The organism is Pseudomonas sp. SIMBA_068, assembly GCF_046534705.1.
GTDB classification, from domain to species: Bacteria; Pseudomonadota; Gammaproteobacteria; order Pseudomonadales; family Pseudomonadaceae; genus Aquipseudomonas; species Aquipseudomonas putida.
In genome coordinates, this window is record NZ_JAWRYI010001073.1 from 1 (window position 1) to 253 (window position 253).

2 protein-coding genes are annotated in these 253 nt (G+C 52.6%); both read right to left on the reverse strand.

Annotation, left to right across the window (positions count from 1 at the left end):
* Positions 1–89: flagellar basal body protein (locus SB756_RS32745; protein WP_215417179.1), on the reverse strand; the 89-nt coding region annotated here is incomplete at its 3' end.
* 19 nt (positions 90–108) lie between these two features.
* Positions 109–253 (reverse strand): flagellar basal body rod C-terminal domain-containing protein (locus SB756_RS32750; protein ID WP_410913598.1); only part of this gene is annotated, 145 nt, incomplete at its 5' end.

Here is a 253-nt window from a genome sequence, read left to right on the forward strand (position 1 = left end):
GAGGCATTGGCCAGATTACTGGCGGTTACCGCCTGTTGATTCAGTGTCTGGCTGGCTGCTCCCATCGCGGTATAAATTGCGTGATCCATTGAGCTATCCCGTCAGCGATTAGCGTAAGTTAACCAGCGTGTTGAGGATCTGGTCCTGGGTTTTGATGGTCTGGGCGTTAGACTGATAGTTACGCTGGGCAACGATCATATTGACCAGTTCTTTACTGAGATCGACGTTGGACGCTTCCAGCGCACCGTCGGTC